The organism is Pseudocolwellia agarivorans (genome assembly GCF_002000085.1).
Taxonomy (GTDB): domain Bacteria; phylum Pseudomonadota; class Gammaproteobacteria; order Enterobacterales; family Alteromonadaceae; genus Pseudocolwellia; species Pseudocolwellia agarivorans.
On sequence record NZ_MUZU01000001.1, the window covers coordinates 549,499 to 572,561 of the forward strand.

A 23,063-nucleotide genomic window follows, 5' to 3' on the forward strand; every position below is an offset into this window, starting at 1 on the left:
TCTACTCATTTTTATTTTTTTTATGGTTTGGCTAATCAAGAACTTATACCAAACATATTCATTTATTGTTTAATTAAAGAGAGAGCTCATTTACCCACTTAGCCATTGAATCAATACTATTATATGCAGTCATATCAACCGTTAAAGGTGTAATAGATGCAAAATTATTGGCGATAGCATGAAAGTCTGTTCCCTCTCCCGCATCTTGTTCAGGTCCCAACAACCCGTACCAATATATATTTCTACCCCAAGGATCTTGTTGTTTTTTCATTGCTTCAGCTTGATGTCTATTACCTAAACGAGTCACTTTAATACCTTTTAATTCGGCTAAAGACACGTCGGGTACATTAACATTCAATATTTGATCTTGTGGTAAAGGAAAATCCTTTAAACGTTTTATTATTTTAACTACAACTACGGCAGCTGTATCAAAGTGCTGATCTCCAGCTAAAGATACAGCAATAGCAGGCATTCCCATATGACGCCCTTCGGTAGCTGCAGCAACAGTACCTGAATAAAGTGTATCATCTCCCAAATTAGGCCCATGATTAATACCCGCCACCACTAAATCAGGTTGTTGCTCCATTAATTGACTAATACCTAAATGCACAGAATCTGTTGGTGTACCATTTACAGCAATAAACCCATTTTCTAATGTATGAGTACGTAATGGATTAACCAAGGTTAATGAATTACTAGCACCACTACAGTTTCTATCAGGTGCAACAAGTGTTACGTCAAAGGCTTTAGATAAGTGTTCAAATAATACTTTGATACCTTTTGCATGAACACCATCATCATTACTTAATAAAATTTTCATTTATCTTCCTTGTAAACCTATCAAGCATGACCTTGACGTTGAGTCAGGTCGGTATAATCTAATAACTCACGTATTACCGTTGTAGCGTATGAGCCAGCAGGTAATGAAAAAGTTAATACTACAGTACAGTCTTCATCTGTACCTGCTACTTTTATATCTGGGCTTTCTACACAAAGACGAATTCTACGACGTTCTTGTTTTAAGCCAAATTTAGGTAAGCCATCACAAAATTCTTGATACTGGCTTGCCACATTTTGCTCAAACAACTGTACTTCTTTTGTCGACATTAATTCGCCTGCGCCCCACATAGGCGCGGTAAGATCAATATCTTTTTCGTTAAATCGTGTTGTTATACTGTCGTCTATTTCATCAGCGACAAACACTGACTGTGTTCCTGCTAACATGCATACATCGCCGTTAGTCGGCTTATCAAAAGTATTGGCTTGAATACGCTCGTCTATTACTTTATTAAAAATTAACGAACGTGCCGCAGAAAGGTACATACCGCGTTTTTTCTTATCTTTAACTTTAACACCGGAGAATAATGAAAGTGCTTTTTCTATGTTTCCGCCTTCAATGCCAAAACGCTGCTCACCAAAATAATTAGGAACACCATGAGCCACAACTGCATGCCATCGCCTTACAAGCTCCTCTGCATTAGTTACCTTTTTTAAAGTAAGCTCAAAACGGTTACCTAATAATGCACCTATGCGGAGTTTTTTGTTGTGCCGAGCACTGGCTAAAACCTCTATACCTTCTATAGATAAGTCTGACAGGTCATATTCTTTTTTTCCTGGCACATGTATACCAAACCATTGTTCAGTTACCGCAAAGCGATCTTTTAAACCAGCATAAGAAACTAAGTTTTCTTTAACACCAAAATATTTTGCCAATTGTTTAGCAACAAACGCGGTATTTTCGCCCGTTTTTCTAACATGAATAAATAAATGTTCACCTTCGCCACACGGCTGAAAAGGTAAGTTTTCAAAGACTTTAAAATCAGCCATTTCGCTGCGTAAAAAACCAGTGGAAGTGGGTTGGCCGTACAAATAACTAAACTTAGGTAATGCTGTATTCACGTTAATTTCTCTGTGTTTGTATTATTAGGTTTAACATTTAGCTTTAGGTGTTAGTAAAACAACGGCATGAACCGCTACACCTTCTTTACGACCGGCATAACCTAGTTTTTCAGTGGTGGTTGCTTTTACATTCACTTGAGAAATTTCAGCAGTTAAATCTTCAGATAAACAGGTTCTCATTGCTAATAGATGAGGCGCAATTTTAGGTGCTTGAGCAACTATGGTTATGTCGGCATTTCCAAGTTCATAACCCTGTTCATGCATTAATCCTACAACATGGCGTAATAAAATTCGGCTTGATATGTTTTCGTATTGTCCATCGGTATCAGGAAAATGATTACCTATATCAGCTAAACATAAAGCACCTAAAATAGCATCACATAAAGCATGAATAGCTACATCACCATCGGAATGTGCAATAAATCCAAATTCGTAAGGAATACTTACACCGGCTAATACTAAAGGACCTTCACCGCCAAACTTATGTACATCAAAACCATGTCCTATACGCATTATTTTACCTTTTGTGAAGTTGAATGAGAGTTTTGTCAGCGCTTAAATCAACGGGCTTAGTTTGTTGAGACAAAATAAAATTCGCTAACATTAAGTCATCAGGCCGCGTAATTTTAATATTATTACCATTACCTTCAACTAATAAACTATGTAAACCTGCATATTCTATGGCAGATGATTCATCAGTTATAGTTATCTTATCTTTTAAAGCCTGAGTAATAGCTGAAATTAATTCATTCGTTTTGTATAACTGAGGAGTTAATGCATGCCATAAATTTTCGCGTTCTATGGTTTTTTCAACCTGAGAAGTGGCTTGAGCGCTAACCGATTGAGCTTTTTTCATGGTGTCGCGAACAGGATAAGCTAATAACCCGCCACAATTGTTTTTTTGTGTTTGTTCAATAAGTGCTGATATATCATCTAAATCAACACACGGTCGTGCTGCATCGTGCACCATTACCCAAGGAAAATCCTGACTATTTATTGAAAGCAGACCCGCTAATACTGAATCGACACGTTCTGCTCCACCATTTACTATAGAAATATTTGGGTGCAAAGGTAAGGCTGTATCCTGAAAGTACTCATCGCCTTTACTAATGGCAATAACCACATGTGTAATAAGCGGATGAGATAATAATTTAAAAACGGTATGTTCTAAAATAGTGTGTTGTTCAATAGTAAGATATTGCTTAGGACATTGCGCCTGCATTCTTTTACCAACGCCAGCGGCAGGAACTACAACAACGAATTGATTACAAGGCGAACTCATTATTACTGAGTATCCTTTTGAGAATGTTCGGCTGATTGCCTTTTTGCTTTATTTGTAGAAACAATACGAAAAAACACTTCGTTTTCTTTGATCATACCTAATTCATTTCGGGCTCTTTCTTCTATCCCTTCAACGCCTGATTTTAAATCGTCGGTATCAGCGTAGAGTACTTTATTACGTTGTATAAGCTTGTCATTATCAGCACGTTGCCTAGCAACATCGCTTTCAATAGCTAAATAATCAGGCACACTATTTTTTCCAAACCACAGACGATGCTGTAATAAGGCTAAAAATATTAACAAAATGACGATTATTGCTCTCATAAAAGCTGGCTGACACACAAATCCTTAAGCATTGCACTATTATAAGGAATTAACTCAGTATGGCTAAATATATTTTACAGTTATTAGGAAATAGGCTGTTTGAAATTACGCCAATTAATGGTGCAGGATAAAAGTAATTCTCTAAGGGTTGGCATAACAGGAATAGATTTATGATTATTAACCCAGCAATGACCTGTACAAGCAGCCGTCATAACACGTTTGTTAGGTTTTAATAATCGATAAATTGAGTCATTTTCAGGTGATATTCCGTTTAAATAAAACCACCCGTGTACGTTGGTTCTAAAACGCTGTTTTTCCGCATCTATCTTGTCAATACAATCGAGGACTATATGGTCATCATGAACAATTGGAACAACTAAACCATGTTTTAACGTAATTTTAGCGTACCATTGGTTTACCGTATTTTCGTCTTGATCAGATAAAGGCATATGAGCACCTTGTTTGGCTGACCAACTAGCATTTTGAACGTCCAAGGTTAATGGCGTTGATGCTTCCATCATCTGGCGTGCAGTACGTTGAATATAATAAGGAAGACTTTTCAATCGTCCCTGAATTAATCCGACTGACATAGCATTAATATTTGCAAGTGCGTGTAATTCTCTTTCATATAAAGCATTACAAAGCTCAGCAAAGTCTGAGGATTGTTGTTCGCTTTTCCAAAGAGAAACCTGTTCAGTCATATAATGATTAAATACTATAACGTTTATGAATAATATTTAAGCATACTTCATTGATCGCAAAAGATAAATCGACTTATATCAGTTTAATTGATGTTGTATATAATGTGCTGAACGCGCAAGGCTGCTTGTTGACCTCATACTTATAATAAGTCTTGGATTTTAATATAACTAACCATTTGAAATAGTGGAAAATAATATAAATTATCGCTAAGCTACACCAACTAGCTAACCACCTTGAGTTTGTTTGTCACTATAATGAAAAAGCGTCATATCGCATGCCACGACTGCGATTTACTTATGTTAATACCACCTCTTAAACATAGAGAAAAAGCTAAGTGCCCGCGCTGTGGCTACGTATTAACACGTTTTTATCGTCACGCCCAAACAAAATTATTGGTAAGTGCTTTAACCGCTTTAATATTTTTAGCTTTCGCTTTAAGTTTCCCATTTATTATTTTTAGCCTACATGGTGATGAAAAAACGCTCACGTTACTAGAATCAATTCAAAATATTGAAAACATTACCTATATACTTATTTCAGCTTTATTAGCATTTACGGCTTTTATTATTCCATTAAGTTTTTTATTGTGTATTCTCTATATTTCTTTATCGTTTAAAACGAAAAAGCTACTTCCTTTTACTAATCCCATTTTGAAACTTACTGTGTTACTTAAGCCATGGAATATGGCTGAAATATTTATTATCAGCATTTTAGTTAGCTTTATAAAAGTGCAAACAATGGCCTATATAGAATTTGGTTACGCTTTCTTTTTTTATCTTCTCTTTATTATGAGTTTATCAGCGACTTTTATATATTTTGATCGGTATCAGTTATGGTCGCTATACCAACGTAAAAGCAAACAAAATAAGGAAGCCGCATGATCACAGCTAAAAATAAAAAGCTATGCCAATGCCCTGTTTGTTTAACACTAAATTCAGCATCTGATTCATATTGCGATCAATGCCATGCTCATCTTTCCAAAATAAGCCCTAAATGTATTCAACATACCATGGCATTATTAATAACCTCTTATTTACTTTTTATTCCTGCCAATTTTTTACCTATGATGATCACCACGGTTTTAGGCAGTAAAACAGAAAGCACTATCTTAGGTGGCGTAATTTTATTGTGGCAAAGTAAATCTTACTTTGTTGCCTTGATTATATTTTTTGCCAGTATTGTTATTCCTTTAGGGAAACTATTTGCATTAAGTTGGCTATGCTACGAAACAAACTACATTGGCTTTAAATCAAGAAAAACAGCATATAGATCCTATCGAATTATTGAATTTATCGGCAAATGGTCGATGGTTGATATTTATGTTGTATCCATTTTAGTGGCGCTTGTTAATATGGGCGCCATTATAAAAATTGAAGCAGGTTTTGCTGCTGTTGCATTTACAGGTTTTGTTGTAATGACTATGTTAGCAGCCAATACTTTTGATCCTCGCCTTATTTGGCAATCTCATACCTTTGAGGCTACGCATGACTGAGCAAAAAAACGAACTTCCTAAAGCAGAAGTAAAGTCGGTAAACAAAATATCCACTATATGGCTTATTCCTTTAATAGCCCTAGCGATAGGAGCTTGGATGGTAGTCGATCAGTGGCTCAAACAAGGCCCATTAATTACCATTGAATTTGCTACTGCACAAGGTATTAGCAAAAACGAAAGTTTAATTAAACTACGAAATATAACGGTAGGTAAAGTTGTTGATATAAAACTGAATAATAACTTAGATGGCGTCATTATCAGTGCAAGACTCAACAGAAAAGTCGGTGAATTACTCACTAAAGACAGTAATTTTTGGGTAGTAAAACCTAGAGTTAGTTTAAGTAGTGTGTCGGGGTTATCTACTATTTTATCTGGTTCATATATTGAATTTTCACCTGGTATAGAAGAATCAACACGGTACCATTTTAAAGGTTTAGAAAATCCACCTCCTACTCCAGCTGGTACGCCTGGCTTACACATAACGCTTGATAGCAGTAGTGATAATGCATTTGATATTGGCGACCCTGTTTTATTTAGAGGGAGTCAAGCCGGTCGTATTGAGTATGTTCATTTAAATACTCAAGAAGGAAAAATGTACTACAACGTATTTATTGAAGCCCCATACGATCAACTTATTACTACTAACACACGTTTTTGGGAAGTCACGGGAATTGATGTCGATTTATCAGCCCAAGGCGTTAAATTAAATACCGGCACCATTGAGACCTTATTAGGCGGTGGCGTTGCATTTGATGTGCCTACTTATTTAACAAAAGGTGAACGCATAACTGAACGTGCAGAGTTTTCTATATATCCTAATAAACAAAAGGTTAATGAACAGCTTTTTAACGTTGGTCAAAATTACATGTTGCTTTTCAACCAAACAATACGAGGGTTAAAACCTGGCGCACCTGTTGAATATAAGGGATTACATATAGGTGAAGTAGTTAGAACCGATATAGATTACCCCGAAGTGACTAATATTTTAGACAAAAACACGCTACTGCCCATAATGATCAAAATATATCCGGGTAGATTAGGATTAAAAGACAATAAAATAGGTTTACATAAAACCCAAAGGAACATGAAAAAAAGAATCACGGAAGGTTTACACGGCGTAATAAGTACAAATAACTTACTAACGGGTAGTAAATTTATTGAATTAAAATATATTAATGCTCCCTTAGAAACTCCTGAAACTTTTGGCGATTTACTACTCATTCCTACTGCTGATGATGAATTAGAACAATTAATGACACGAGTAGACAACATTACCAAAGCGATAGAAAAAATTCCTTTTAATGATATTGTAAAATCTACATCAAAAGCCTTAACCAGCATAACAGAGTCAATGGACCAATTTAACTTAACCGCAGAGCGCGTTGAAACCTTGTTAAATGATCCAAAAGGCCAAACGATTATTGCTCAAATTAATGCCACTTTAAAAGGTATTGAAAGCCTAACAAAAACGTACTCTGAAGGTTCTCAAACTAATCAGCAGCTAAATGAGGTATTACAAAGCTTAGATAAAACAATAAATAACTTGTCTCCCCTTATTATGACGCTAAATAGACAACCTAATCGTTTGATATTTAATAACGATAATACAACAGAAATTCAGCCTCAAGCCGCTGAACAATAGTTTAACGAACAAGAGAGTCTACTCAATGAAAACGTATATACAGAGTAAAAGTAGTACACAAATAAAAGCGGCTTTAAATACACTATTAATGGTATCAGCACTTTTTACTTTAGGATGTTCAAACACGAATGAAGGCATTCAATACTACGCATTAAATGCAATAAAGTCACAAGCGGGTGAAATAACAAATATTGAAAAAAAACAAGAAGATATTCTAGTAGTAATTAACGATATAACACTCGCTGACTTTTTAAATACGGGTGGTATAGTGATGCAAGTTGATTCCCATCAAATACAAATTTCAAACCAGCATCGTTGGGGAGACAAGTTACCAAAAGCGATTTTGGCTCACTTAATGACATCGTTATCGGCTAATAATAACCACTTATATTTCGACCTTAAAAATTCAAAAAACACTCATTTAGCCAATAAAAAATTAAGTTTATCGTTTGAACAATTTACAATAGCCAACCCACAACACGAAACGGTAATTTCAGGTTACTATACGATAGAAAGTACATTAAATAATAAACAAGAAAAAACGTTTTTTGATATTCGCCATCCTCTTAGCGAAAATGGTTATAACCATGCTGTAGAAAACTTTAAAAAATCTTTAGATGAGCTATCAAATTTAATAATAAAAGAATTAACATAATAAAAAATCCAGTATCAGAATAACTGATACTGGATTTTATTTAACCTGAATAATCTATAGTAATCGTTCGTTATTCAAATTCATAGGTATAACTTAAACCAATGCTTACACCGACATCCTTAGATCTAACAACTATATCAGACTGTATCACTTCTTGGTCTTCACCTAGTATGTTTTGAACTTTAAATTTAACTTTAGAGTTAAAGTCAGGATAGTAAGTATACACGGCATCTAACGAGTGAAAAGGCTGTTCAAAAGCATCTTCACGACCTGCAACACCCGATGCAATTATACGTTCACCAAATACATTATAAACAAGTGAACTACTATGGTTACCATTAGCAGAATCATAGTTTAACTGTAAGTTAACAACATACTCAGAATGTCCTGTTAAACGTTTAGTTGGGTTAGTTAAATTACCCGCTAATGCAGGATTAACTGATACTTCTGATTCACTTAAAGTGATGTTACCTGAAGTAAAAAAGCCATCAGCTAAGTAACTTAAGTCGTGCAACCATTCAGTTTCAATACCGTAGACTTCACCTTCTTCACCATTAATAAATGAGAGGCTGTAATCTTCGTCACCGATACGCAAGATATTTTCAATTGGTGCATCAATATCTTTATAAAATAAAGCAACAGACCAATTATCGCCATTGTTACTATAATTTTCATAACGTAAATCATAGTTTTTCAAGTTACTTGACGCTAAACCAACTCGACCAGAAGTACGAATATCAGTTAATGGATCATAATAAGCAACCGGAATAACTTCACGTAAGTCAGGACGAACAACCGTTTCACCATAACCAAATCGAATTTGATAGTCTTCAGAACCAAGATAAGTCATTGATAACGAAGGGTAAAAATCATCTTCATTAATAGTACCTTCAAGAATTGTCTCTTCATCATATAACCTTTCGACATCATCTTTTGAAAACACTAAGCTAGATGAACGAAGTGATACTTGACGGAATTGCTCATAACGAATACCACCGCTGAAGCGCCAAGTATTTTTATAAATAACATCAAATGCACCATAAGCAGCATCAATTTTTTGCGCCGCAATGTAGTCATCAGCATCAGGAATACTTGGTTCGTTAAAAGTAATGCCCATACTATTTTCAGTAATAAACTGATCTGTTAAGTATGATGAAATCAATAATGGATCATTACCAATTTCGACACCTGCACCGGAATTGTTATTCACTTTAAAGCTTGAAGTAACGTAGTTCCTCGATTTATCAGTTAAGTCATAACCAACTTTGTATTCCATTTCAAAGTCACCAGAATATACTGGTAAAGTTAAGTTACCTGAAGCAGATTTTACGTGTTCTTGCATATCAACAAATGAATACGATGCACGATTTTGGTCACCAGTAATGTTTGATTTTACATATTCACCCGTATTACTGTTATAGTTGTCACGGAAAATATATTCAACTTCTGTTGGGATTTCAGTATTTGCTTCTGACTCAGTATATTGCCAGTCAAAACCTAAGCCCCAATAATCATTAAACGTGTGTTGACCTACAAATTGATCAACATCTAACTCACGTTCTTCATAATTAAACGACACAATTCGGTCAGCTGAGCCCGTACCAAAAATAGTACGAACTGTACTACCACCAGGAGCTTGCTTAACAGACATTTCAGTTTCATCTTCAGAGTCTTTTAAATAGATTTTTGAATATGAAACTTTATGCTGACCTAATTTATAACCAAGAGTAAAAACACCATTAATGCGCTCTTCTTCGGTGGTTACTTCTGAATCAGTTGTAGCATCGAAACATGAATTACCAACGGCTTCATTAGAGTTTAAAGATTCACTACAGTTAGCATTTACATCTTGAGTAATGACATTATTGGTTTTTTCTGCATGTTTCCATTTGTTGTCATAAGCAGCCGATGCTAAGAAACCGATAGTTCCGCCAAAAAAATCTTCATCAAACGAATTACCTAAACTAGCTTTAAAGTTTGTACTTGGATCAAGTGACTCACGCTTTAATGACATATCACGATTAAGTTCACTTAATAGATTTTGGTTAATAACTTCAGCTTGATCAGCGTTTATATCATTACCCAAACCTTGCTCTTTAGTAATAATGCTAGCAAGGCCAAAATTACCACGATACTTAACAATAGCATCTCTTAATGATGAAGATAAGCCTGAATCATTACCATTGTATGTTAGCCCTTTATCTGCTTCAGAATTCTTACCAATACCGACCTCAAAATTAGCAACAAATTCTGAAGGAATAGATTTAGTACGAATATCAATAGCACCACCACCAAATGCCGCAGGCATTGAAGGAGAATAAGCTTTTTGTACCGCTAAGCTTTCAATAATACTTGAAGGAAATAAATCAAGTGGAATAACGTTACGGGTTAAGTCTGGGCTAGGTACTGAAGCACCATTTAATCGAGCACTTGAATAACGCTCACCTAAACCACGAACGTAAATAAACTTACCATCGACTAAAGTCAAACCTGTTACACGGCGAAGTGCAGATGCAGCGTCACTATCACCTGTTTTTGATAATTGCTCAGCACCTAAAATATCAGCAACGAAAGCTTGATTTTTACGTTCCTCAACAACGGCTACAGCACTACCTTGCAAACGAGAAGCTTTTACAACTACCTCTTCAATTGCACTGTCTTCTGACTCTTGTGCGATAGCAAAGCTAGTACTTGCCGCAAGTGCTACGGCTAAGGCAATTTTATTAACTTTGTATTGCATTTTAACACCCTTTTCTTGGATTAATTTATGTAAGAAATAGGCGCCAAACTAGCGCCTATATCAGTTCCCTAATCGCAAGAATTAGTCGTTTTCAGCTGCAGTTAAAGCTGTATTAACCCAGTTATACCAGTCACTTGAAGTATCGGTGTAGTCTACCGCACCAATAAATGCTGCAGCTTCCATACCTGCTGGTAATGACGCTGCTGGTGATGCTGAGAATGAAGCACTATCAGCACGAATACCGTCAGATTGAAGTACAGTAATAGCACCAACACTTTCAACATCTGTACCTTGAGCTAACCACTGAGCACGTGTTTGGCCTGGAGAGTCAGTATCAGCATCATCAAATACTGCAGTATCGCCAGCAACAAAGTCTTGAGCACATGCTAAAACAGTGTTATTAAAACTGTTTGCAGAAGCGTTGATTTGACCGTCACCAGAGAAAACAACACAACCATCATCTTCAAAACTACCTGTTGAGTTACCATCACTGTCTAATACAGGGATTTGAACTAATGTCGGCTTAACAAATAACGCGTTGTAATAAGTAGCTTGAATACCATCATCAAATTTAACGGCACGTGAAGGGTCACCATCACGTACTGACACTTCGTCTGAACCAATAAAAGTAATGTTAGCTAACTGAGTAGTAGATACTGGAGCTTGTGTAGAAGTAGTACCTTTTTTACCATCAGTTTCAAAACCGTGGTTACCCATGTGAGAAGTTTCACCATCATATTCTGCAGGACCATGAGTGATGAAAATATATTGTCCTTTACCTTGCCAACCTGCGTCAATATCGATTGCATCATCTTGGTTTTCAGTAACAACGATGTGCTTAATATCTACCGCACCACCGAAGAATTCAATACCATCATCGTAACCTTGGTGAATGTGAATGTAATCGATCTCAGTTCCAGAACCTACAGAGTTTAATAATAATGAGTTAAAGTCATTACCGTCACCGCCATCAATAGGGCCTGAACCTGCATAATTAATTTTCGCAAACTTAATAACACCAGAGTTATCAGCGTTATCATTACCACCGTAAAAGCTACCGTCACCTTCTGACTCTGCATTACAAGTACCGCCGTCACGCTCTGCGTCTGTACATTGGTCAGTAATACCTAAACCATTAATAACAATACCTGCCCAATCACCAAATGGTGAAGGACCTTTACCTACAACGTCAAGATGAGAGATAGCAGTTGTTGATGTGAATGTAATTGGATTATCAATAGTACCTTCAGCATCAATATTAGCACCACGACCGATACGAATTAACGCTTCACCAGAACGGAATGCTACAGTTGCACCAGCTTCAACAGTTAATGTTGGGCCGTCAGTATCAATAGAACAAGACGTTGTTGTATCACAATCTTGGCCAACTTGAAGTGCAGAATCAAAAATATGAACACCATCGTTAGGTAAAGCTGCTAAGGTTAAATCTTCATTGATTTCGATGCTCTTAGATGCAAAGCTTAAACCATAGCTACAGTCACCATCAGTAGTCATACTACCTTGTTTTAAGTTGTCACCGTCACCATATGATGCACATAAATTTTCATCAGTAGGCTCAACAGGAGGAGTTGTAGTATTGTTTGAATTGTTAACACTGTTATCGTTAACAGTTGGTTCAATCTTAATATCGCCACCACAACCAACTAACATCAACGCACTTGCTATAGCACTTACTTGGAATAAAGTTTTCATTTGCATTTTTCTGCTCCGCAGGAATTATTGTTTTAAATAAAGGTTTAAAATAAAGTTGCGAAGATAGTACGGATGAAAAATGACAGAAATGTTTTAGAAATATGTATTTTTTATTTAGGAAAGGTTACAAACAGATTACAACGAAAATATAATGTAAAATAAAAACCTATATTTTCAAACCATTAAGAAAATAAAAGCATTAATCATAGAAAAACAAAACTGACTAAATGCTTTACACTTATTTACAATATGCGACGAAAAAATGATGAATAAATCATAAATAAGCCATCGTACTGCAATAAAACACTCAATAATATTGTCAATAAAGGTTAACTTTTTTCAATATTTCTTTTACTTCGTCTAAATATACATCGTATTTTTTCCAATTATCGATAGATTTATTATTAATAGGTTGTCTAACTTGTACCGCGCTTGCTGTTGCTACGGGTGCCGTATTACTATTTATGTGTAAACACGATTCCTGCCACTGTAACCCACAAAACTTAATCAGCTCTTTTCCTTTAAATTCAGGCTTATTAACTAACTCTTGGTAGTTAACTTGATAAAAATTATCGGGAAATTTATTTACCCAAAATTCTGCAAGCTTCTTAAATAGTACATAATATTGCGCTGTAGTGGATAAGCTATAAGCATAATTATAGTTGTATGAATTGGCTGAAAATAACTGTCTAAAGTTACTCATTATGGTATCGAGTGGACTTCGGTCTAAACATACTATTTTGGCATTAGGTAGTGCTTGTAAAATAAAGCCTACATATAAAACATTGAATGGCATTTTATCAATAAATTTAGGGGTGTTACCTGTTAGCACGCGAGTTTGTTCAATGTAAGCCTTGCCTAAGGCTTCAAAATTTATAGTTTGGGCTGCTTCAATAGTGTCTTTGTCTAATATACGTGAGCTTGATATTTTGCTCATTTTTTTTACTAATAAAGAAAAGTACTCAAGCTCCCCTGCTGTAGTTACCTCTGAATGTTGAGACAAAATGCGTTCAACTAGCGTAGTGCCAGATCTAGGCATACCTACTATAAAAATAGCTTCGTTGTTGTCAAAGCCTTTTACTGAAGGTTTTACACTGATTTTATCTTTACTAAAAGCCGTAAATAAACTGTCAAACATAGCTTCGTCATCAGCAAAGTTATAACTGATTGAGTCAAGCTTGGCTTGCTTCGCTAAACTTAAGTATTTAAATGACTGGTCGTAATTGTTAAGTGCTTCATATTCTCGGGCAATAGCATGACCAATATGTAGTTTTTCATCCGGATGAGTAACACTTTCAAACAACGATAGCATATTAGGCAAATTATACGTTTTTGTATTTACACCACCTAATGAACTCAACGCAGTATACGACTTACTAAAAGACGGGTCTAACTTAATAACATTTTCATGAGATTCCTTAGCACCAGAAAAGTCTCCCGAAAAAGTTTGCGATACGCCTAAATTAAAATAATAAGCAGCATTGTTAATATCAAGTTTTACAGCTTGTTGAAATAACGGAATAGCCTTTTGATGTAATCCAATTTTGCTGTAAGCAACACCTAATGTATCAAGTGTTAATGCTGATACTTTTATTTGATTAGATACAAGTTCAGAAGCTAAATCTGCAAAGTGGTTAGCTTTAATAGGATCGTTTACCAGTGCGTATGATTTTGCCAGTTGCGATAAATATTCTATTTTATGGCTAGCACTCTTTTCTGCATTATGCTCTTCAAGCTTAAGAGCCTGTACAAATAACTGAATGCCCTTTTCATAGTTATGATGATCACAGGCAATAATCCCTAATAAAAAATACGCATCGGCAAAGTATTTATCTTGCTGCAAAAGAGTAATAAGAAAACCATGGGCTTGCTGATATTGTTTATGACTTAACGCTTGTTGCGCTTTTTCATGAAGTTGTTTAATGCTTTGAGTCATGTTAAATCATCACGGCTAAATTATTAATAGAACGATCATTTTACTGAAAAGAAAAAAGCATTCTATTTAAAAAAACAGAATGCTTTTATACAATAAGTAAAACACTATATAAAATTTGTTAAATTACAAATCAAATAAGTAATTAACTTTAATACCAATAGTACGAGGCGCTACAACATAGTGAGAGTACGCGCGGTATTGATCAAAAGTGGCTTCATTGTCAATAACCTTAGCTACATCTTCAACTTCAACACCATTAATTATATCACCATCTTGATAGGTATTAGAAAACTCATAATACCCTGCAAATTTACCTGTACTTCGAGTTGACGAATAAGCATATTTATTAAATAAGTTATCTACATATAAAGTAACTGACCATTGATCATCTGAAAGAGTTGCAGATAAATTACTTAAAGCATAGCCAGGTAAACTTTCACCTTCAGCTCTTAACCCTGCTGAAGAGTAAATATCACTCTGTGCCGTAATACCATAAACAATATCAAGCATTTTATTATCAAACACTTCTTGAGAATAATTAACACCAAAAGAAAATTGATGCTCTGGCGCTCCGGGTAATCGATCGCCACTTAAAATAGAGTATTCATCTGTAGCGGGATCTCCTGCTTCTAATCGACCAAAAAAGCCAACAACATCTTCTGTTAATTTAGCTTTTGCATGCGCATAGCTCATAAACACAGTAAGGCTATCTGAAAGCATAGCTCTAGATGAAATTTCTATACCTTTACTATTAGCTGTTCCTGCATTAGCTATATAAGGCAAACCACCATTTTCAGTAGCAGCACCACCTACTTGGGCATCTTCCCAATCTATATTAAATAGCGTTGCATTAAAGTGTAATTTATTGTCAAACCATGTACTTTTAAAACCTAATTCATAATTAGTTGTAGAGTCAGGTTTGTAAGCAAATTCTTCAGGTTCTGCACAAACATATTGTTGTCCTGCAACGAGTTTTTCAGGACAGGCCGCTATCCCGTTGGTACCACCTAAACGAAAACCTTCACTCGCTGTTGCGTATAAAATAATGTCTGGTGTAAATTTATAGCTAGCATTTAGTTTAAATAAACTACCATCACCGTCACTCAATGTATTAATAAGTACTTTATTTCCATCATCATCTATCGCTTCAGGATCAAATACTAAAGAATCGCCTATTAAATCTCTTTCCCAATCCCATAACCCTAATGTAAATGCAGAGGTTGTATCTATATCGTATTTATAAAAACGAGCACCTAGAGTTACATTAAATTTCTCTGTAAATTGAAAACTCATTTCACCAAACAATGCTTTTTCAACAACATCTTCATCAGTGTATTGTAAATACTCTAAATCATCAGCACGATTTGAACCTGCAAAGTCAGCATAATGAGGAGTATATTCTTCACTTAATGCCTCACCACTATCTTTATTGTAGTAAGCACCAACAATCCAAGAAAACATAGAATCTGATTGGCTCACCAATCTCACTTCTTGTGTAAAGTTATCATAGTCTTCAGTTTCACGAGTAAAAGCCGAAAAAGTAGGAAAAGTTTCATAGCTCCAATCATTAGCAATTAATAAGTCAGTTTGATCGCGTTGGCCTTTATTTTTGTGTTCTGAAAATCCAGTAGCAGATACGAGTTCAGCAAAGCCTAAATCAGCGGTAAGCTCTAAACTAATTAATGAATCTTTATTTTCATCAGGTTCTAAATAACGCTCTGCTGACTCATATTTTCCCACTAAATCTCTTAATGGATTTCCAGCCCCTAAAGTTTTGTAATTAGATACTGTACGACCTTCAACATCACTCTTTTGATAAAGATATGTTAACGTTCCATCAAGCCAGTCTGTTGGTGTCCAACGTAATGCAATACGTGTTGTTAATACTTCCTCGCCGTTTGCATCCTTAACCGAACGAATATTATCATTAACCTCTTGCTGATTATTCCAATCAGGATCGGGATTAGATACGCCACCTTCTTTTATCGTATAAGCGTAATCAATAAAACCGGGGTCGTTATAATAATTAAATGAAGCACGAACCGCTAAAACATCTTCAATAAGTGGTTTATTAATAACAAAACTTGTTTCACCACCTAAATTGTCAGATTCTGCACCATTAAAAATATCACCTGAAAGCTCAATGCTGGTTACGTCAAGCTCTGCTTTTTTAGGAATATAACGTAACGCTCCGCCTAGCGTTCCAGCACCGTATAAAGTACCTTGTGGCCCAATAAGTACTTCGACACGCTCAACATCAATCAAACGAACATCAACCCCTAAAGGCATTTCACCAAAATAAGTGGCTACGGTTCCACCATCTGAATCAGGGCCTGTAGAGTTAGTACTTAAACCACGAACAATAATATTATTACCACCCCGACCACCTTGATCCGGTATAGATAAACCTGGTACCCAACGTGCGATTTCAGTTAATTTACCAATATTTTGGTCTTTCATTACATCGCTATCTAAAGCGGTAATATTTAAAGGAGCTTCTTGAACAGATGAAGTACGACGAGATGCTGTAACTTGAATACGCTCAATACCACGCATTTCGGCATTATCTGCCTCTTCAGCAATAACATAGCAGGGCATAACAAAGGTTGAACTTAAGGCTAGAAAAACAGCTGATTTCTTAAATAATGGAGTATGATTAATCATAATTTCCCTTAGTATTTTTATTATTACATTTAAACGTACGGCAAAGCATATAAAAAATAAGCTAAATGCACTTGTTATTATTTTAATTCATGTTAGCTGATATATCTGCAGCTTTGCGTTAGATTGTAGGTACTTTTATCAATTAAATCACCTAATTTTCTACTCATTACGCCTATTGTATCTATTTCCAAATTAAGTAAAGATAGAACAATACTCAAATAATAAAAAAGAGCATACATGTCTGAAATATCGTCTAGCACTATTTCTATTGAAGAGTTAAAACTTGGCATGTATGTTTTGAATGTAAAATGTGAAAAACGTTTTTTTAAAATTAAAACAAAAGGACTCGTAAAATCTAACGACATTATTAACCAATTAAAAAAACAAGGCGTTACAAGTATAGTTATTAGGGAAGATAAATCACTGAATCCTCCAACTGAAAACCTTGCTGTCGCTCAAAAACCTCTTCCACGCCCTGCCTCTAAAAAAACGCTTCATAAACAGAAGTCTGTCGCTGAGGAGTTTCATCAATCTTGTAAAATATACGATAACGCCACAGAAACCATTAAAGATTTATTTAACGACATAAACACTAATAAAAAAATTAATATAACCGCTATTAATCAACTCGCTGAAGAAATTACAAATTCAATCATTAGAAACGAATACGCTATATCAATATTAACCAGAATTAGAGACAAAAGTACTTATCAATGGGAACACGCCGTTAATAGCGCCATTTTAATGTGCGGTTTTGTATTATTTTTAGGGTTGAAAAAAGAAGTAGCAACACAAATAGCGATTGGCGCTTTACTACATGACGTAGGTGTAGCAAAAATACCTAAAACAATTTTAGATAAAAAAGGAAAATTAACCCCAAATGAACAAAAACTCACGAGAAAGCATCTTACTTGGGGTCATAAAATTTGCCACTCGCAAGGCTTAAGCAATAAAATCACAACCGATATGATGATTAACCATCATGAAAGACTAGATGGTTCAGGCTATCCTAGAGGCTTAGATGCTTCTAAATTATCTAGGCTGGCAAGAATAACTGCCATAGTTGATGTGTATGATGCAATGACGGGAAGTAAGTATTATAAACAAGGCGTGCAACCTATTAATGCTTTACGTTATTTAATGTCAAAAAACGAACAATTTGATCGTGTATTAGTACAGCAATTTATTAAATATATGGGCGTACATCCAGTTGGTTCAGTCGTAAAGTTATCAAATGAAACCTTAGCCGTTATTGTTAAAGGAAACAGAAAATCACCTTTACAACCTTCAGTTATTGCTTTTTATAATACCAAACACAAAAGAAACATGACCTCTAAAGAATACTTTTTAGAGAATGAATCCCTCAGTATTCAAGCGTCAGCAAAAGCCGAAGACTATAAAATCAATATATCAAAAGTGATCCGAGAAGTTATTGGTTAACCCTTCTCTTAGCCCTTAAAACAAAAAAACCAGCAAAAAATGCTGGTTTTTTTATTAATGTACTTTAAATAATAAAGTACTAGCTAAGAAGCGGTTAAGGCATCATTTGCTCTTGATCAGCGCCTTCTTTCTCAATAACTTCTGGTATTAAATCTTCTTTAGAAATACCTAACGCCAATGCAACAGAGCTTGCTACATATACAGACGAATAAGTACCTACAAACACACCAAATAATAATGCAGTTGCAAAGCCATGAATTAATTCACCGCCTCTAAAGAACAATGCTGCTAATACTAATAAAGTAGTTATAGAAGTAATAAACGTACGGCTTAATGTTTGCGTTAATGAAATATCAATAATTTCAGAGGCGCTGCTATCACGTACTTTTCTAAAGTTTTCACGTATGCGGTCAGATACAACAATCGTATCGTTGAGGGAGTAACCAATAACCGCCAAGATTGCCGCTAATACCGTTAAATCAAATTCTATTTTCAAGAAAGAAAATAAACCTAACGTTAGTAGCACATCATGGAATAAAGCAATAACAGAACCTAGTGCAAAACGCCATTCGAAACGAAACGCAACATAAACAAGAATACAAATTAAGGCGGTAAGCATAGCTAAACCACCTTGTTCTGCTAGCTCGTCACCCACACTACCACCAACAAATTCAATACGTCTCATGTCGAGTTCAACACCTGTACCTTCTTTGATTGTGTTAAGTACTTGGTCACCTAATAACTCAACTTTTACACCTTCACGTTCAGCCAAACGAATTACAACATCTCTACTTGAACCATAAAGCTGAACAACAGCATCGCTGTAACCATTTTTATCAAGTACATCACGCACTTTAGTTAAATCAGCAGGCTCTTTAAACCCCACCTCAATTAACGTACCACCAGTAAAATCTAATCCTAAACTTAACTTGTTGGTAGAAAGTGAAAATACCGAAGCACACATCAATAATAAACTGAATATTAATGCTACTTTTCTGTAACGCATAAAAGCGAGTGTTTCTTTTAATTGTAATATTTGCATAATTAACTCTTCGCTCTCACTATATTGATAATTTATCGAGACGTTTACCGCCCCAAACTGCGTTTACAACCATACGTGTACCTATAACAGCTGTGAACATTGAAGTAAGAATACCGATTGATAATGTTACCGCAAAACCTTTAATTGGACCTGTACCTACAGCAAAAAGAATAAGTGCAGCAATCAAAGTAGTAATGTTGGCATCTATAATGGTAGAAAATGCAGCATCGTAACCTTGGTGTATTGCTTGTTGAACAGATTTTCCTGCTCTAATTTCTTCTCGAATACGTTCAAATATAAGTACGTTAGCATCAACGGCCATACCTACTGTTAACACAATACCAGCCATACCCGGTAGTGTTAACGTTGCTCCCGGTATTAACGACATAACACCAATAATTAATACTAAGTTAGCTCCTAGCGCTAAATTGGCTACCACACCAAAAGCACGGTAATAAATCATCATAAAGATAAAGACTAAACCGAAGCCCATAAGAATAGCTTGAAAACCTAATTTTACGTTTTCAGCACCTAATGTTGGCCCTACCGTTCTTTCTTCAACAATTTGAATAGGTGCAATAAGAGCACCAGCTCTTAACAATAACGCTAAGCTATGTGCTTCAGCTTGGCTACCGGCGCCTGTAATTCTAAAGCTGTTGCCTAAACGAGATTGAATAGTTGCAACACTGATGACTTCTTCTACTTTTTCAAAAATAGTATTGCCTTCAGCATCTTTGTTTTTAGTTGGCTTGTATTCAATAAATACCGTAGCCATTGGCTTACCAATGTTACTTTTAGTAAAGTTTGATATTTTACTACCACCTGCAGCATCTAAATCAATATTTACCTGTGGACGACTGTATTCATCAAACCCTGATTTAGCATCAACAATGTGACTACCTTCAAGCATTACGCGTTTTTTCAGTAATACTGGTTTACCATCTTGTTCATATAAAATTTCTGAACTGGCTGGCACTCGACCATTTAACGCACTGGCTAAATCGCCTTCGGTATCAACCATTCTAAAATCGATTGTTGCTGTAGCGCTTAAAATCGCTTTAGCAACCGCCGTGTCCTGAACACCTGGCAACTCAATAACAATATGTTTTTTACCCTGGCGTTGTACAAGCGGTTCGGCAACACCAAGTTCATTAACTCGGTTACGAATAATGGTAATATTTTGTTGAAGAGCGTAATCACGCACTTCTTTAATTTTCGCATCGGTCATTGCTGCTGTTAGCGTTAATTTATCGCTATCAGTCGTTAGCAATAAGTCGCCAAATTTCTTTTTAATAAAGCTTTCCGCTTCCTCTAAATCTTCAGCTTTACGAAAAACAACTTGAACACCTTTGTCCGTTTCCTTTACTGAGCGATATCTGATTTTTTCGCTACGCAAATCGGCCCTAAAGCTATCAATAATATTTGTTGTTGCCTTATTAATGGCTACTTTCATGTTAACTTCCATCAAGAAGCTTACACCACCACTTAAATCTAAACCTAGCTTCATTGGTGTGCCGCCTAATTGAGCTAACCATTTAGGTGTCGCCGGTGTTAGGTTTAAAGCAACAGAATAATTTTCGCCTAAATTATCAATTAACAAATCACGGGCTTTTAATTGTTCTTCGGTACTTAAAAAGCGCGCTAAAATTTGTCCGTTATCAAGAACAATATTTGAAAACGGGATGTTTTCGTCTGCTAGCTCTTTTTTTACAGTATCGAGTGTAGATGCTGTGATCTCAACACCACGTAATCCTGATATTTGTACCGCAGGATCTTCACCATATAAATTTGGCGAAGCATATAAAGCACCAACGGCTACTATAAAAAGTACCATCAGTGTTTTCCATAATGGATATTTGTTTAACACAATATCGTCCTATTTTTTGTTAATAAATAATTTAGTACCTGTATTATATTTAAACATAACACAGGCATTAAATATGACTATACCAAGCGCACTCACTGACTATGCGCTTGATAAATAATTACAATGACTTCATTGTACCTTTTGGTAGTACTGCATTGATTGCGCCTTTTTGTACTGTTACTTCAGTACCTTCAGCAATACTTACTACAATAAAATCTTTTTCATCAGACACTTTAACGATTTTACCAACAATGCCGCCTTGCGTTAATACTTCGTCGCCTTTTGAAAGAGCAGACATTAAGTTTTTGTGCTCTTTAACACGTTTCGCTTGTGGTCGGTAAATCATAAAATAAAATACTGCACCAAATACCGCTAACATGATGATCATTTCCATACCACCACCCGCTGCTGCTGGAGCTGCTGCCGCATGTGCTTTACTAATAAATAAACTCATAAATTCCTCTTATTTTTAATATTAAAATTGTTAAATTAGGTAAACTATACCAATTAGGCTAGTTTATTTTGTATCACTTTTATTCAGCTTCAGAGCCAGCCAAAGGTGGTACAGGTAAATTTCTTAAAGCATAAAACTGAGTAACATACTCATCAAGCTTATTGTTTTCAATAGCATGACGTAGGCCTTTCATAATGCGTTGATAAAAATGTAAATTATGCAACGTATTTAATTGAGAACCTAAAATTTCTTTACATTTATCTAAATGATGAAGATAAGCACGAGAATAGTTTTTACAGGTATAACAATCACACTCAGGATCCAGTGGGCCAGTATCTGTTTTATGACGTGCATTTCTTATTTTAATTACGCCATCAGTTACAAATAAATGACCATTACGGGCATTACGTGTTGGCATAACACAATCAAACATATCAATACCGCGACGAACACCTTCAACTAAGTCTTCTGGTTTACCTACCCCCATCAGATATCGGGGCTTATTATCAGGTATCAAGGGTGCGGTATGATCTAATATACGGATCATATCTTCTTTAGGCTCGCCTACAGATAAACCACCAATGGCGTAGCCGTCAAAATCAATAGCTTTTAAACCATTAATAGATACTTCACGTAAATCTTCATACATTCCGCCTTGAACAATACCAAAAAGTGCGGATGGATTATCACCATGAGCATCTTTAGAGCGTTGCGCCCAACGTAATGAAAGCTCCATAGAGTCTTTCGATTCTTTATGAGTCGCTGGGTATGGCGTACATTCGTCAAATATCATTACAACATCTGAGCCTAAACTTTTTTGTACTTCCATCGAACGTTCAGGTGTTAACATGATTTTTTCACCATTAACGGGTGAACTAAATTTAACACCTTCTTCCGTGATTTTACGCATAGCACCTAAGCTAAATACTTGGAATCCGCCTGAGTCGGTAAGAATAGGTTTATCCCAATTAATAAAATCGTGAAGACCACCATGCTGTTCTACAATCTCAGTACCAGGACGTAACATTAAGTGGAAGGTATTCCCTAAAATAATTTCAGCACCGGTATCTGCAACTTCTTCAGTTTTCATACCTTTAACAGTACCGTAAGTGCCTACAGGCATAAAAGCTGGCGTTTCTACTGTACCGCGAGAAAAGGTTAATCGACCTCTTCGTGCTTTTCCGTCAGTATTGATTAATTCGTATTTCATTT

The 23,063-nt window shown here is 35.6% G+C and carries 19 protein-coding genes; 5 read left to right on the forward strand and 14 right to left on the reverse strand.

Annotated features, from left to right (window positions below; translation table 11 throughout):
* Positions 1-73: 73 nt before the first annotated feature.
* The 6 genes from surE to B0X80_RS02340 all read right to left on the reverse strand — a co-directional run bounded on the left by surE (position 74) and on the right by B0X80_RS02340 (position 4,205).
* Entirely contained in the window at positions 74-820 is a 747-nt protein-coding gene (gene surE / locus B0X80_RS02315; protein ID WP_077338200.1) for a 5'/3'-nucleotidase SurE, read from the reverse strand.
* 20 nt (positions 821-840) lie between these two features.
* Positions 841-1,899 carry a tRNA pseudouridine(13) synthase TruD gene (truD, locus tag B0X80_RS02320; protein ID WP_245825367.1) on the reverse strand — a complete coding sequence of 353 codons (1,059 nt, stop codon included), beginning with the start codon at positions 1,897-1,899 and terminating at the stop codon, positions 841-843.
* A 30-nt stretch (positions 1,900-1,929) separates the two neighbouring features.
* Positions 1,930-2,412, reverse strand: a complete 483-nt coding sequence (ispF, locus tag B0X80_RS02325) for a 2-C-methyl-D-erythritol 2,4-cyclodiphosphate synthase (protein ID WP_077338201.1) — start codon at positions 2,410-2,412, stop codon at positions 1,930-1,932.
* Positions 2,413-2,416: 4 nt separating this feature from the next.
* Positions 2,417-3,181 carry a 2-C-methyl-D-erythritol 4-phosphate cytidylyltransferase gene (ispD, locus tag B0X80_RS02330; protein ID WP_077338202.1) on the reverse strand — a complete coding sequence of 255 codons (765 nt, stop codon included), beginning with the start codon at positions 3,179-3,181 and terminating at the stop codon, positions 2,417-2,419.
* Positions 3,182-3,183: 2 nt separating this feature from the next.
* The gene (gene ftsB, locus B0X80_RS02335) at positions 3,184-3,504 is read right to left on the reverse strand and encodes a cell division protein FtsB (RefSeq protein WP_077338203.1); all 321 of its coding nucleotides are present in this window, start codon (positions 3,502-3,504) and stop codon (positions 3,184-3,186) included.
* 83 nt (positions 3,505-3,587) lie between these two features.
* Entirely contained in the window at positions 3,588-4,205 is a 618-nt protein-coding gene (locus B0X80_RS02340) for a hypothetical protein (protein WP_077338204.1), read from the reverse strand.
* A 255-nt stretch (positions 4,206-4,460) separates the two neighbouring features.
* Between B0X80_RS02340 and B0X80_RS02345 the strand changes: the two genes are divergently transcribed.
* Genes B0X80_RS02345 through B0X80_RS02360 form a run of 4 tightly spaced genes read left to right on the forward strand, consistent with a single transcriptional unit; the run spans position 4,461 to position 7,995 of the window.
* The gene (locus tag B0X80_RS02345) at positions 4,461-5,087 is read left to right on the forward strand and encodes a paraquat-inducible protein A (RefSeq protein ID WP_077338205.1); all 627 of its coding nucleotides are present in this window, start codon (positions 4,461-4,463) and stop codon (positions 5,085-5,087) included.
* Positions 5,084-5,698 carry a paraquat-inducible protein A gene (locus B0X80_RS02350; protein WP_077338206.1) on the forward strand — a complete coding sequence of 205 codons (615 nt, stop codon included), beginning with the start codon at positions 5,084-5,086 and terminating at the stop codon, positions 5,696-5,698. The genes B0X80_RS02345 and B0X80_RS02350 overlap by 4 nt, the downstream gene beginning before the upstream one ends.
* A complete protein-coding gene (gene pqiB / locus B0X80_RS02355) occupies positions 5,691-7,340 on the forward strand; it encodes an intermembrane transport protein PqiB (RefSeq protein ID WP_077338207.1) in 1,650 nt (549 codons plus the stop codon). The genes B0X80_RS02350 and pqiB overlap by 8 nt, the downstream gene beginning before the upstream one ends.
* A 25-nt stretch (positions 7,341-7,365) precedes the next feature.
* The gene (locus B0X80_RS02360) at positions 7,366-7,995 is read left to right on the forward strand and encodes a PqiC family protein (protein ID WP_077338208.1); all 630 of its coding nucleotides are present in this window, start codon (positions 7,366-7,368) and stop codon (positions 7,993-7,995) included.
* A gap of 70 nt (positions 7,996-8,065) precedes the next feature.
* On the opposite strand, the gene B0X80_RS02365 is transcribed toward B0X80_RS02360, so the two are convergent.
* The 4 genes from B0X80_RS02365 to B0X80_RS02380 all read right to left on the reverse strand — a co-directional run bounded on the left by B0X80_RS02365 (position 8,066) and on the right by B0X80_RS02380 (position 17,048).
* The gene (locus B0X80_RS02365; RefSeq protein WP_077338209.1) at positions 8,066-10,735 is read right to left on the reverse strand and encodes a TonB-dependent receptor plug domain-containing protein; all 2,670 of its coding nucleotides are present in this window, start codon (positions 10,733-10,735) and stop codon (positions 8,066-8,068) included.
* Positions 10,736-10,816: 81 nt separating this feature from the next.
* Positions 10,817-12,454 carry a hypothetical protein gene (locus B0X80_RS02370; protein ID WP_077338210.1) on the reverse strand — a complete coding sequence of 546 codons (1,638 nt, stop codon included), beginning with the start codon at positions 12,452-12,454 and terminating at the stop codon, positions 10,817-10,819.
* Positions 12,455-12,767: 313 nt separating this feature from the next.
* Positions 12,768-14,384 carry a tetratricopeptide repeat-containing sulfotransferase family protein gene (locus B0X80_RS02375; RefSeq protein WP_077338211.1) on the reverse strand — a complete coding sequence of 539 codons (1,617 nt, stop codon included), beginning with the start codon at positions 14,382-14,384 and terminating at the stop codon, positions 12,768-12,770.
* 123 nt (positions 14,385-14,507) lie between these two features.
* Entirely contained in the window at positions 14,508-17,048 is a 2,541-nt protein-coding gene (locus B0X80_RS02380; protein WP_077338212.1) for a TonB-dependent receptor, read from the reverse strand.
* Positions 17,049-17,285: 237 nt separating this feature from the next.
* Here B0X80_RS02380 and B0X80_RS02385 point away from each other — a divergent pair, with 237 nt between their 5' ends.
* On the forward strand, positions 17,286-18,488 hold the full coding sequence (locus B0X80_RS02385; protein WP_077338213.1) for a cyclic di-GMP phosphodiesterase: 1,203 nt from the start codon (positions 17,286-17,288) through the stop codon (positions 18,486-18,488).
* Positions 18,489-18,582: 94 nt separating this feature from the next.
* Here B0X80_RS02385 and secF read toward each other — a convergent pair whose 3' ends face one another.
* The 4 genes from secF to tgt all read right to left on the reverse strand — a co-directional run bounded on the left by secF (position 18,583) and on the right by tgt (position 23,061).
* Positions 18,583-19,530 (reverse strand): protein translocase subunit SecF, encoded by a 948-nt coding sequence (gene secF, locus B0X80_RS02390; RefSeq protein WP_076418286.1) that lies wholly within the window; start codon positions 19,528-19,530, stop codon positions 18,583-18,585.
* Positions 19,531-19,549: 19 nt separating this feature from the next.
* The gene (gene secD / locus B0X80_RS02395; protein ID WP_077338214.1) at positions 19,550-21,397 is read right to left on the reverse strand and encodes a protein translocase subunit SecD; all 1,848 of its coding nucleotides are present in this window, start codon (positions 21,395-21,397) and stop codon (positions 19,550-19,552) included.
* Positions 21,398-21,515: 118 nt separating this feature from the next.
* Positions 21,516-21,851 carry a preprotein translocase subunit YajC gene (gene yajC, locus B0X80_RS02400; RefSeq protein ID WP_077338215.1) on the reverse strand — a complete coding sequence of 112 codons (336 nt, stop codon included), beginning with the start codon at positions 21,849-21,851 and terminating at the stop codon, positions 21,516-21,518.
* 79 nt (positions 21,852-21,930) lie between these two features.
* The gene (gene tgt / locus B0X80_RS02405) at positions 21,931-23,061 is read right to left on the reverse strand and encodes a tRNA guanosine(34) transglycosylase Tgt (protein ID WP_077338216.1); all 1,131 of its coding nucleotides are present in this window, start codon (positions 23,059-23,061) and stop codon (positions 21,931-21,933) included.
* Positions 23,062-23,063 lie beyond the last annotated feature (2 nt).

Coding starts and splice junctions, on each gene's coding strand:
- surE (WP_077338200.1), bottom strand. CDS start 820: ATGAAAATTTTATTAAGTAATGATGATGGTGTTCATGCAAAAGGTATC.
- ispF (WP_077338201.1), bottom strand. CDS start 2,412: ATGCGTATAGGACATGGTTTTGATGTACATAAGTTTGGCGGTGAAGGT.
- ispD (WP_077338202.1), bottom strand. CDS start 3,181: ATGAGTTCGCCTTGTAATCAATTCGTTGTTGTAGTTCCTGCCGCTGGC.
- ftsB (WP_077338203.1), bottom strand. CDS start 3,504: ATGAGAGCAATAATCGTCATTTTGTTAATATTTTTAGCCTTATTACAG.
- B0X80_RS02340 (WP_077338204.1), bottom strand. CDS start 4,205: ATGACTGAACAGGTTTCTCTTTGGAAAAGCGAACAACAATCCTCAGAC.
- B0X80_RS02345 (WP_077338205.1), top strand. CDS start 4,461: ATGAAAAAGCGTCATATCGCATGCCACGACTGCGATTTACTTATGTTA.
- B0X80_RS02350 (WP_077338206.1), top strand. CDS start 5,084: ATGATCACAGCTAAAAATAAAAAGCTATGCCAATGCCCTGTTTGTTTA.
- pqiB (WP_077338207.1), top strand. CDS start 5,691: ATGACTGAGCAAAAAAACGAACTTCCTAAAGCAGAAGTAAAGTCGGTA.
- B0X80_RS02360 (WP_077338208.1), top strand. CDS start 7,366: ATGAAAACGTATATACAGAGTAAAAGTAGTACACAAATAAAAGCGGCT.
- B0X80_RS02365 (WP_077338209.1), bottom strand. CDS start 10,735: ATGCAATACAAAGTTAATAAAATTGCCTTAGCCGTAGCACTTGCGGCA.
- B0X80_RS02370 (WP_077338210.1), bottom strand. CDS start 12,454: ATGCAAATGAAAACTTTATTCCAAGTAAGTGCTATAGCAAGTGCGTTG.
- B0X80_RS02375 (WP_077338211.1), bottom strand. CDS start 14,384: ATGACTCAAAGCATTAAACAACTTCATGAAAAAGCGCAACAAGCGTTA.
- B0X80_RS02380 (WP_077338212.1), bottom strand. CDS start 17,048: ATGATTAATCATACTCCATTATTTAAGAAATCAGCTGTTTTTCTAGCC.
- B0X80_RS02385 (WP_077338213.1), top strand. CDS start 17,286: ATGTCTGAAATATCGTCTAGCACTATTTCTATTGAAGAGTTAAAACTT.
- secF (WP_076418286.1), bottom strand. CDS start 19,530: ATGCAAATATTACAATTAAAAGAAACACTCGCTTTTATGCGTTACAGA.
- yajC (WP_077338215.1), bottom strand. CDS start 21,851: ATGAGTTTATTTATTAGTAAAGCACATGCGGCAGCAGCTCCAGCAGCA.
- tgt (WP_077338216.1), bottom strand. CDS start 23,061: ATGAAATACGAATTAATCAATACTGACGGAAAAGCACGAAGAGGTCGA.